Below are 10,474 nucleotides of genomic sequence, written 5' to 3' on the forward strand. Positions count from 1 at the left end.
GGCCATGACGGCGCTGCAAAAGGGCGAGATGACGCAGGAACCGGTCAAGAGCCAGTTCGGCTATCACATCATCAAGCTCGAAGACACCCGCCCCGCGACCTTCCCGGCCTTCGACGACGTCAAGGCCCAGATCAAGCAGCGCATCGAGCAGCAGAAGATGGCCGAGTTCCAGGACAGCCTGATCAAGAAGGCCAAGACCGACTACACGTTCAGCAAGTAAGCCGGCCTGCCGATCACTTGTTGCAAGACCCGCTACGGCGGGTCTTCTGCCATCTGGACCCGATAAACCATGCCCGACGCCCTCAGCACCCGTCTCGTCCACGCCAGCGGCCCTGACCGCCAGTTCGGTGGCRTCCATACACCCATCCATCCTTCCGTGCAGTACGCCTACGAGAAGGTGGAGGACCTGATCGCCGTCTTCCAGGGCAAGAGCAAAGGCAGCTTCAACTACGCCCGCCAGGGCACACCGACGACGGCCGCGCTCGAAGCGGTTGTCACGGAGATGGAAGGCGGCATCGGCACCGTCAGCTTCGCCACCGGCATGGCGGCCCTGAGCGCCCTCTTCCTGACGCTGCTGAAGGCGGGCGACCACCTCGTCACCAGCAACCGCGTCTTCGGCAACACCAACAGCCTCTTCCAGACGCTGGAGGGTCTGGGCATCGCGGTCAGCCGCGTCGATGCCGGCGAGGCCGCTGCGGTGCAGGCTGCGCTGCGGCCCGAGACTCGGCTGGTCTTCGTCGAGACCATCGCCAACCCCAGCACCCGCATTCCCGACCTCGAAGGCATTGGCACGCTGTGCCGTGAGCGCGGCCTGCTCTACGTCGTCGACAACACCGTCACCTCGCCGGCCCTGTGCCAGCCGCACCGCTTCGGTGCCGGCCTGGTGATGAACTCCCTGACCAAGACGCTGGCCGGCCATGGCGAGGCCCTGGGCGGTGCGGTGACCGACACCGGCTGCTTCGACTGGTCGACCTACCCGAACATCTTCCCGGCCTACCGCCAGGGCGACGCGCGCGGCTGGGGCCTGCAGCAGATCCGCAAGAAGGGCTTGCGCGACATGGGCGGCACCTTGTCCAGCGAGGCCGCCCACCGCATCCTCGTCGGCGCCGAGACGCTGACGCTGCGCCTGCAACGCAGCAGCGATACGGCGCTGGCGCTGGCTCGCCACCTGGCCGCCCACCCGGCCATCGAGCACGTGCACTACCCCATGCTCGAGACCCATCCCGAATACGACAAGGCCCGCGCCTGGTTCGGCAGCGGCTCATGGATGATGAGCTTCGAGCTGCGCGACCCCGAGCGCATGGTCGAGGTGCTGAACCGGCTGCGCCTGCCGCTCAAGGCCACCGGCCTGGCCGACACGCGCACATTGATCATCCCGGTGGCGCCGACCATCTTCTGGGAGATGGGCCAAGCGGCGCGAGCCGCCATGGGCATCGCAGAAGGTCTGGTTCGGCTGTCGGTGGGCCTGGAAGCGGCCGAAGACTTGATCGCCGACTTCGACCAGGCGCTCGCTGACTGACTTCGTTTGCCGGGCCGAGCGCCGGGCCGCTCCCTAGCCGGCCCGTCTGGCGATGTGCTGGCCGGTCGAACCGGGCAGCATCGCCGTCCCCTCGGGGGACCGACCGGGCATGCCCGCGTTCAGCGGGGCAGGAGCGGGCGAGGGGCTCAAGCCGCCAGGCGGCCGGCCTCGATGCGCAACTGGCGCTCGCACCGGGAGGCGATCTCCCGGTCATGGGTGACGAGCACCAGCGTCGTGCCGGCCTCGCGGTTGAGTTCGAACATCAGCTCCATCACCGAGGCGCCGGTCGCGAAGTCCAGGCTGCCGGTGGGCTCATCGGCCAGCAGCAGCGCCGGGCGCAACACGAAGGCACGAGCCAACGCCACGCGCTGCTGCTCGCCGCCCGACAGCACGCGCGGGTAGTGACCCAGGCGCTCGCCCAGGCCCACGCGCGTGAGCATGGCGGCGGCCTGCTCGCGCGCGTCGCGGTCGCCGCGCAGCTCCAGCGGCAGCATGACGTTCTCCAGCGCCGTCAGGTTGGGCAGCAGCTGAAAGCTCTGGAAGACAAAGCCCAGCTCGCGGGCGCGCACGGCGGCGCGCTGGTCCTCGTCCAGCGTGAAGAGATCCTGGCCGCGCAGCGTGACAGAGCCATCGCTGGGCGTGTCCAGGCCGGCGAGGATGGCCAGCAGCGTGCTCTTGCCGGAGCCGGAAGCGCCGACGATGGCCACCGATTCCCTTGCAGTCAGCTCGAAGCTGATGTCATGCAGAATCGTCAGCTCGCCGGTCGCGTCACGCACGCGCTTGGTGATCTGGTCAACTTGAACAAGGGCTTCGGGCATGTCGGGACTGCGGCGGCGATGGGTGTTGGCGCACTTTAGCCTGGGGGTGATCGCCGGCTTTCCTTCAGGGATCTCAGGTGCGGCCGCGGCCGCCGAGGCACCGGTCATCCTGGTCGTCGGCGACAGCCTGTCCGCCGAATACGGCCTCAAGGCCGGCGACGGCTGGGTGGCCCTGCTGCAAAAGCGCCTGGCCGAACAGAAGAAGCCCTACCGCGTCGTCAACGCCAGCATCAGCGGCGACACCACGGCAGGTGGCCGCAGCCGGCTGCCAGCCGCACTGCGCACGCACAAGCCGGCCATCGTCATCCTCGAGCTGGGCGGCAACGACGCGCTGCGCGGCCTGCCGCTGGGGAGCACGCGCGACAACCTGCTGGCCATGGCGCGGGCCGCCCAGGAGAGCGGCGCCAAGGTGCTGATCGCCGGCATGCAGGTGCCACCCAACTACGGCACGGCCTACGGCAAGGAGTTTGCCGACCTGTTCGAGCAGGTCGCCAGGCAGGCCCGCGCGGCCTTCGTGCCCTTCCTGCTCAAGGGCGTGGCGGACCGGGCAGACGCGATGGATTGGTTCCAGGGCGACCGCATCCACCCGCTGGCCAAGGCGCATCCGCTGATGCTGGACAACGTCTGGCCGGCGTTGAAGCCGCTGCTCTAGGCGGCCGTACCAAGCCGCTGCTTCAGCGCTCCTGCTGCTGGGGGTCCCGCGGCTGCTTGTCGCCGCGCGTCGGCACGCCGTCCTGGCGGCCGCGCTTCGGGCCTTCTTCGCGCGRCTGTGCGCGGGGTTGCGCCTGTGGTTGCGCCTGCGGTTGCGGCTGAGGCTGCGGGCGTGGCACCTCGATCTGGCGCTGCGGCTCGGGCTGGGAGATGCGGCGCTGCTGCTCCTCGCGACGCTGCTGCATCTCGCGTTGTTGCGTCTCACGCTGTTGGGCTTCGCGATGCTGCGTATCGCGCTGCTGCGCCTCGCGCTGCTGGATCTCCTCGCGACGCTGCTGAACCTCACGTTGCTGGGCTTCGCGATGCTGCGTATCGCGCTGCTGCGCTTCCCGTTGCAGCTGTTGCTGTTGCTGTTGCTGCTGCTGCTGCTGCTGCTGTTGCTGTTGCTGTTGCTGTTGCTGTTGCTGTTGCTGCTGCGCGCGCCAAGGCATGTTGTCGCCACTGCGCTGCGGCTGCTCGACGCCGGGGCGCTGCTGCTGGGGAACCTGAGGCTGAGGGGCGATGGCCGGAACGGCCGGCTGTGCCGCCGCAGGCACAGGCACCTGCGGCTGCGCGTCAGGACCGCGTTGATCGCGGCGCTGGGGCCGCTGGTTGCCCTCGCTGCGCCAGCCCATACTGGCCTCCGGCGCGCGGGGATTGCGGCGCGGGAGTTCGGTCTCCGGCGGCCGGGTGGGTGCCGCCGGCAGCACGGCTGCCAGGTCCCCACGGCCTGGCGCTGTCGGCAGCGGGCGGTTCCAGCCCGGCTCGGGGCGACGGTCGGGGCCGCGCACCGGCAGCGGCTGGATGGCCGCGCCGGGGGCGGGCAAGGTGCTGACGGCCGCCGGTGCATCGCGGTATCGGTGCGGGCGCCGCACGGTGACGGGGTCGCGCACGTCGCGCGGATCGTTGACGCGGTTCACATAGCGCGGGCTGTGGTGGTAGGCCGGCACATAGACCTCACGCGGTGCCAGCGGGTACCAGCCAAAGCGTGGCGGCGGTGGACGGCTGCCCACGCTGATGCCGATGCTGACGGAGCCACTGCCGACCCAGCCCACCAGGGCCGGTGCATAGACCGGGCGGTGCACATAGGCGCCCGGCGTCCAGCACCAGCGCCCGCCCCAGCTGACCCAGCGGCCATAGTGGAAGGGCGCGAAGCCCCAGGGCGCGTCGTCCACCCAGGTCCAGCCCCAATGACGCGTCCAGGTCCAGCGGCCGTACCGGTAGGGCGCCCAGTCCGCGACGGCAATGGTCGTCGGAATCCAGACCGTGCCGTACTCGGGCGCCGTCTCCCAGCGGCCGTAACGGTCCAGGTCCTCGGCGCCGGTCATCTCGGGTGACACGTAGCGCGCGACGGGGCGGTCACCTTCCTCGCGGCTTTCGGCCAGCACCCAGTCGCCAAAGCCGTCGCTGAACAGCGGGCTGCGCTCGGCGCGGGGACCGTCGGGCCACCAGAATTCGGCCTGCTCGCCGGTGCCCAGCGTCACGGGCGAGGCGGTGCGAGCCCATTCAAATCGCAGGCGCCCCTGCCAGACATAGGCCTTGCTGCCGCGGTCGAGTTGCTCCACGCGGTAGAGGCCCTCGCGCTCGGGCTGCGCCGTACCCTCACGGGTGCGCAGCCGGGTTTCGGCGGCGTTCTCGGAGTTGCGCAGGCGCACGGCAACGTCGCCGCGGTCGATCTGCAGCAGTGTCTGGCCCTCATCGAGCTGGCTCAGCTCCAGGTCGCTGCGTTCGTCAACCCAGATTGACGTCGAGCCGGAACGCAGGCTGATGCGGGCGCGGTCGTCGGTGCGCACGCGATCGCCCTCGCCGACGGTCTGGTTGCGCAACAGCCGCGTCCATTCGCGGGTGTCGTGGTCGAACAGCCAGGCATCGCCGACAACGTCGACGACTCGGGCCGCGCGGGTCGGAGGATCACGGTCGGCGTCCTGTGCCTTGACGGCAGGCGCGATCGCAATGAACAGCGCCAGAGCCAGCATGCGCCAGCTGTTGCGCTTCAGGACAAGCTTGGATTCGATGGACGTGGTCATGAGCCAATGCTCCTTTGCGCCTGCGCAACGCACAAGATCCGCGTGCGGTGCACCGCACTTACAAGTGTTTCCATCTCTCAGTCGTCGTCGGACGCGGGGTCGAGCTCCGGGAAGAGCACGGACGTGAAGCCGAAGCGAGTGAAGTCCTTGATCCGCATCGGGTAGAGGATGCCGTCCAGATGGTCGCACTCATGCTGCACGACGCGGGCATGGAAACCCTCGGCGATGCGGTCGATCACCGCACCATCGGCATCGAAGCCGGTGTAGCGGATGCGTTCATCGCGCTCGACGACGCCGCGCAGCCCCGGCACCGACAGGCAGCCCTCCCAACCCTCGGTGCGGCCGCCGTCCAGCACTTCGATCTGCGGATTGATCAATACGGTGGGCGGCACCGGCGGGGCATCCGGGTAGCGCACATTCTTCGTGTAGCCAAAGATGACCAGGCGCAGGTCCACGCCGATCTGCGGCGCCGCCAGACCCGCGCCATTGGCGGCGGCCATGGTTTCGAACATGTCGGCGATCAGCGCTTTCAGCTCCGGCGTGCCGAAGGCGGTGACCGGTTGGGCCACGCGCAGCAAGCGCGGGTCGCCCATCTTCAAAATCTCGTGCACCGCCACTGCGGCCTCCTTGGGCTATCGTGATCGGTGATTCTAGGAAGCCCCGTTCATGCTTGACTTCATCGAAGACCTCGGCCACGGCATCTACGCCATCGACACCGGCTTCCAGCGCCCGCGCTTCGATGCCGCCTATCTGATGGTCGAGAACGGCCGCGCCGCCTTCATCGATACCGGCACCAACCATGCCGTGCCGCGCCTGCTGGCGGCATTGAACGCGCTGGGGCTGTCACCGGAGGCAGTGGACTGGGTGATCCCGACCCACGTGCACCTGGACCATGCCGGCGGCGTCGGCCTGCTGATGGAAGCCCTGCCCCAGGCCCGCGCCTTGGTGCACCCGCGTGGCCTGCGCCACATGGTGGACCCCAAGGCGCTATGGCTGGGAGCGCTCGCCGTCTACGGCGAGGCCGAGATGCAGCGCAGCTACGGCAGGCTCGTGCCCGTGCCGGCTGAACGCGCCGAGGCCAGCCATGACGAGCAGGTCATCCACCTCGCCGGCCGGCCGCTACGCCTCATCGACAGCCCCGGCCACGCCAGGCATCACCACGCGATCTGGGACGAGAGGAGCCGCAGCTGGTTCACGGGCGACACCTTCGGCCTGTCCTATCGCGCCTTCGACGTCGACGGCCGCGCCTGGATCCTGCCGACCAGCACGCCGGTGCAGTTCGAGCCCGAAGCGCTCAAGTCCACCGTCGCGCGGCTGCTGGCGGCCGAGCCGCTTGCGATGCAGGTCACCCACTACGGCCGCATCGGCGGCTCGGTGGACGAAGTGCGTCGCCTGGCCGCGCTGATGCTGGAGCAGGTGGACGAGATGGTGGCGCTGGCCGAGTCCCTGCGCGCCGCGCCGCGCCGTCACGAGCAGCTCAAGGCCGGCCTGCTGGATGGCTATCTCGCACGCCTGCGCAGCCACGGCCACCCGGCTGACGCCGAGGCCGCCGACTGGCTGGCCCTGGACGCCGAGCTGAACGCGCAAGGCCTCGAGGTGATGCTGGACCGCCCGGCCCGCTGACGGGGCGATGCGCCCCGCCGCGGTGCGTCGCCTCGCACCGCCTCTGTGCCACCCCTGCGTGGTGCATGCCGGCTCATGGGCGATGCCCGTTTCTGGCGCAGGCATGGTCCTTGCGACGTAGGAGATGAGGTGCTGCGCTGACGCGGCCCTCTGCTTCCGCAGAAGCATCGCCAAAGGCGGCGAACCTCATCTTCCGGCCCCGACCGAGCAGACCGCTGCTCTCGGGGCCTTCTTACTGGTGGCTCCGATCTGGCCTTTCCAAGCCCGTCGGCGCAGCCTGCTTCGCCCTGAAAAGACATGCAGCACATCGTCCTCATCGGCCACGGAATGGTGGGCCAGAAATTTCTCGAATCCCTCGCAGAGGGGCCTGCTGCCGCCGACGTGCAGGTGACGGTGCTGTGCGAGGAGCCACGCCCGGCCTATGACCGCGTGCACCTGTCCGAATTCTTTTCGGGCAAATCGGCCGAGGACCTGTCCCTGGTGCCCGAGGGCTTCTTCGAGAACCACCCCGGCTTCAAGCTGCGCCTGGCCGCCAAGGCCGTGGCCATCGAGCGCCGCGACCACACCATCACGCTGGCCGACGGCGAAGTCGTCCACTACGACAAGCTGGTGCTGGCCACGGGCTCCTACCCCTTCGTGCCGTCAGTGCCCGGCCGTGATCGGCCGCATTGCCACGTCTACCGCACCATCGAAGACCTGGAAGGCATGAAAGCCAGCGGCGCGGTCTCCAAGACCGGCGTCGTCATCGGCGGCGGCCTGCTGGGCCTGGAATGCGCCAAGGCACTGCGCGACATGGGCCTGGAGACGCACGTCGTCGAGTTCGCACCGCGCCTGATGGCCGTGCAGATCGACGAAGGTGGCGGCCGCGTGCTGCGCAAGAAGATCGAAGACCTCGGCGTGCAGGTCCACACCGGCCGCAACACCCTGGAGATCACCGACGGCGCGATGGCCCGCCACCGCATGGTGTTCGCCGACGGCACCTGGCTGGAGACCGACATGATCGTGTTCTCCGCCGGCATCCGCCCGCGTGACGAACTGCCCCGCCAGTGCGTGCTGGCCATCGGCCCGCGCGGCGGCGTCGTCATCGACGACCACTGCCGCACCAGCGACCGCAATGTCTACGCCGTCGGCGAGGTCGCGGCCTGGAACGAGCAGACCTACGGCCTGGTCGCCCCTGGCTATGAGATGGCCCGTGTGGCAGCCCGCCATATCGCCGGCGATGCCGAGGCGGCCTTCCCCGGCGCCGACCTGTCCACCAAGCTCAAGCTGATGGGCGTGGACGTGGCCAGCATCGGCGACGCTCATGGCAAGACGCCGAACTGCCGCAGCTACCAATATGTGGACGAGCGCAAGCAGGTCTACAAGAAGATCGTCGTCAGCGAGGACGGTGAGAAGCTGCTCGGCGCCGTGCTGGTGGGCGACGCCGCCGAGTACGGCACGCTGCAGCAGATGCAGCTGAACGGCATCAAGCTGCCGGCCGACCCCGAGTTCCTGATCCTGCCCAGCAGCGACGGCAAGGCCAAGGTCGGCATCGGCCCGGACGCCCTGCCCGACAGCGCCCAGCTGTGCTCGTGCAACAACGTCAGCAAGGGCCAGATCTGCTCGGCCGTCGGCGACGGTGCGACCACCATCGGCGCACTCAAGGCCTGCACCAAGGCCGGCGCGACTTGCGGCGGCTGCGTGCCGCTCGTTACCCAGGTGATGAAGTTCGAGATGGCCAAGCGCGGCATGGCCGTGAACAACCACATCTGCGAGCACTTCCCGCATTCGCGCCAGGAGCTGTACCACCTCATCCGCGTGGGCGGCATCAAGACCTTCAGCGACCTGATGGCCAAGCACGGCAAGGGCCTGGGCTGCGACATCTGCAAGCCCGCGGCAGCCAGCATCTTCGCGTCGTGCTGGAACGAGTTCGTGCTGGAGCCCAAGCTGGCCGCGCTGCAGGACAGCAACGACTACTACCTCGGCAACATCCAGAAGGACGGCAGCTACTCCGTCGTGCCGCGCATGCCGGGCGGCGAGGTCACGCCCGATGGCCTGATCGCCGTCGGCCAGGTGGCCAAGAAGTACGGCCTGTACACCAAGATCACCGGCGGCGCGCGCGTCGACATGTTCGGCGCCCGCGTCGAGCAGCTGCCCTTCATCTGGGAAGAGCTGATCGCCGCCGGCTTCGAGAGCGGCCATGCCTACGGCAAGTCGCTGCGCACGGTGAAGAGCTGCGTGGGCAGCACCTGGTGCCGCTATGGCGTCGACGACTCGGTCGGCCTGGCCGTCGAGATCGAGAACCGCTACAAGGGCCTGCGTGCGCCGCACAAGATCAAGTTCGGCGTCTCCGGCTGCACGCGGGAATGCGCCGAGGCCCAGGGCAAGGACGTCGGCATCATCGCGACGGAAAAGGGCTGGAACCTCTACGTCGCCGGCAACGGCGGCATGAAGCCGCGTCACGCCGAGCTGATCGCCAGCGACCTGAGCAAGGTCGACCTGATCAAGTACATCGACCGCTTCCTGATGTTCTACGTGCGCACGGCCGACCGCCTGCAGCGCACCAGCACCTGGCGCGACAACCTCGAAGGTGGCCTGGACTACCTGAAGGACGTCGTCATCAACGACAGCCTGGGCCTCGCCGCCGAGCTGGAGGCGCAGATGCAGGCCGTCGTCGACACCTACCAGTGCGAATGGAAGACGGCCGTCACGACGCCCGAGGTGCGCCAGCGCTTCCGCTCCTTCGTCAACAGCGACAAGCCGGACGAGCGAATCATCTTCGTGGAAGAGCGCGGCCAGATCCGCCCCGCGCGTGCCGAAGAGCGCGAAGAAGAAGCCACCGTTTGATCAAGGAGCCGACATGACTTTCACCCACATCTGCGCCGTCGACGACATCCTGCCCAACACCGGCGTGGCCGCTCGCGTCGGTGACCACCACGTGGCCGTGTTCCGCGTGGGCCAGGAGAACTTCCACGCCATCRACAACATCGACCCGCGCTCCGGCGCCAGCGTGCTGGCCCGCGGCCTGGTGGGCAACCTGGGCGAGCGCATCGTCGTCGCGTCGCCGCTCTACAAGAACCATTTCGACCTGAACACCGGCGAGTGCCTGGAAGCGCCCGAGCAGTCGGTGCGCGCCCATGCCGTGCAGGTGCAGGACGGCCGCGTGCTCGTCGCGCTGCGTTGACTATTTGATTGGCGAAAGAGGAGACAAACCATGGCCTACGTCGTACCCACCGAGTTCGTGACCAAGATGGTCGATGCCGGTGAATCCAAGCTGCTGATGTCCACCCGCGACACGCTGATCCGCTCCTACATGGCGGGCGCCATCCTGGCGCTGGCTGCGGCCTTCGCGGTGACGGTCAGCGTCAACACCGGAAACCCGCTGGTTGGCGCGCTGCTGTTCCCGGTCGGCTTCATCCTGCTCTACCTGATGGGCTTCGACCTGCTGACCGGCGTGTTCACGCTGGTGCCGCTGGCCGTGCTGGACAAGCGCCCCGGCGCGACCTGGGGCGGCGTCATGCGCAACTGGACGCTGGTCTTCTTCGGCAACTTTGCTGGGGCGCTGACGGTGGCCGTCTTCATGGCCATCATCTTCACCTTCGGCTTCAGCGAGGCGCCCAACGCGGTCGGACAGAAGATCGGCACCATCGGCGAGGGCCGCACGGTGGGCTACGCGGCCCATGGCGCCGCCGGCATGCTGACCCTCTTCATCCGTGGCGTGCTGTGCAACTGGATGGTGTCCACCGGCGTGGTCGCGGCGATGATGTCGACCTCGGTTTCAGGCAAGGCCATCGGCATGTGGATGCCCATCATGGTGT

Annotated in this window: 10 protein-coding genes; 7 read left to right on the forward strand and 3 right to left on the reverse strand. The window is 68.5% G+C overall.

Annotated elements, in window-relative coordinates; translation table 11 throughout:
- Positions 1-220: peptidylprolyl isomerase (locus tag ACXJKR_RS14690; protein WP_457323456.1), on the forward strand; the 220-nt coding region annotated here is incomplete at its 5' end.
- 69 nt (positions 221-289) lie between these two features.
- A complete protein-coding gene (locus tag ACXJKR_RS14695; RefSeq protein WP_457323457.1) occupies positions 290-1,519 on the forward strand; it encodes a cystathionine gamma-synthase family protein in 1,230 nt (409 codons plus the stop codon).
- A gap of 146 nt (positions 1,520-1,665) precedes the next feature.
- On the opposite strand, the gene ACXJKR_RS14700 is transcribed toward ACXJKR_RS14695, so the two are convergent.
- Complete coding sequence (locus tag ACXJKR_RS14700; protein ID WP_056198349.1) at positions 1,666-2,337, reverse strand: ABC transporter ATP-binding protein; 672 nt, start codon at positions 2,335-2,337, stop codon at positions 1,666-1,668.
- Here ACXJKR_RS14700 and ACXJKR_RS14705 point away from each other — a divergent pair.
- Entirely contained in the window at positions 2,336-2,989 is a 654-nt protein-coding gene (locus ACXJKR_RS14705) for an arylesterase (RefSeq protein WP_457323458.1), read from the forward strand. The genes ACXJKR_RS14700 and ACXJKR_RS14705 overlap by 2 nt on opposite strands.
- A gap of 22 nt (positions 2,990-3,011) precedes the next feature.
- Here the strand turns inward: ACXJKR_RS14705 and ACXJKR_RS14710 are convergent, their stop codons facing one another.
- Together ACXJKR_RS14710 and def are read right to left on the reverse strand one after the other, a co-directional pair.
- A complete protein-coding gene (locus ACXJKR_RS14710) occupies positions 3,012-5,054 on the reverse strand; it encodes a DUF6600 domain-containing protein (RefSeq protein ID WP_457323459.1) in 2,043 nt (680 codons plus the stop codon).
- 77 nt (positions 5,055-5,131) lie between these two features.
- Positions 5,132-5,671 (reverse strand): peptide deformylase, encoded by a 540-nt coding sequence (gene def, locus ACXJKR_RS14715; protein ID WP_457323460.1) that lies wholly within the window; start codon positions 5,669-5,671, stop codon positions 5,132-5,134.
- 49 nt (positions 5,672-5,720) lie between these two features.
- Here def and ACXJKR_RS14720 point away from each other — a divergent pair, with 49 nt between their 5' ends.
- The 4 genes from ACXJKR_RS14720 to ACXJKR_RS14735 form a co-directional block, all read left to right on the forward strand.
- The gene (locus tag ACXJKR_RS14720; RefSeq protein ID WP_457323461.1) at positions 5,721-6,677 is read left to right on the forward strand and encodes an MBL fold metallo-hydrolase; all 957 of its coding nucleotides are present in this window, start codon (positions 5,721-5,723) and stop codon (positions 6,675-6,677) included.
- Positions 6,678-6,974: 297 nt separating this feature from the next.
- On the forward strand, positions 6,975-9,503 hold the full coding sequence (nirB, locus tag ACXJKR_RS14725) for a nitrite reductase large subunit NirB (protein ID WP_457323462.1): 2,529 nt from the start codon (positions 6,975-6,977) through the stop codon (positions 9,501-9,503).
- Positions 9,504-9,516: 13 nt separating this feature from the next.
- The gene (gene nirD / locus ACXJKR_RS14730) at positions 9,517-9,840 is read left to right on the forward strand and encodes a nitrite reductase small subunit NirD (RefSeq protein WP_457323463.1); all 324 of its coding nucleotides are present in this window, start codon (positions 9,517-9,519) and stop codon (positions 9,838-9,840) included.
- 30 nt (positions 9,841-9,870) lie between these two features.
- The coding region (locus ACXJKR_RS14735) for a formate/nitrite transporter family protein (RefSeq protein ID WP_457323464.1) at positions 9,871-10,474 on the forward strand (604 nt) is incomplete at its 3' end.

Source organism: Roseateles sp. P5_E11, from assembly GCF_054049355.1.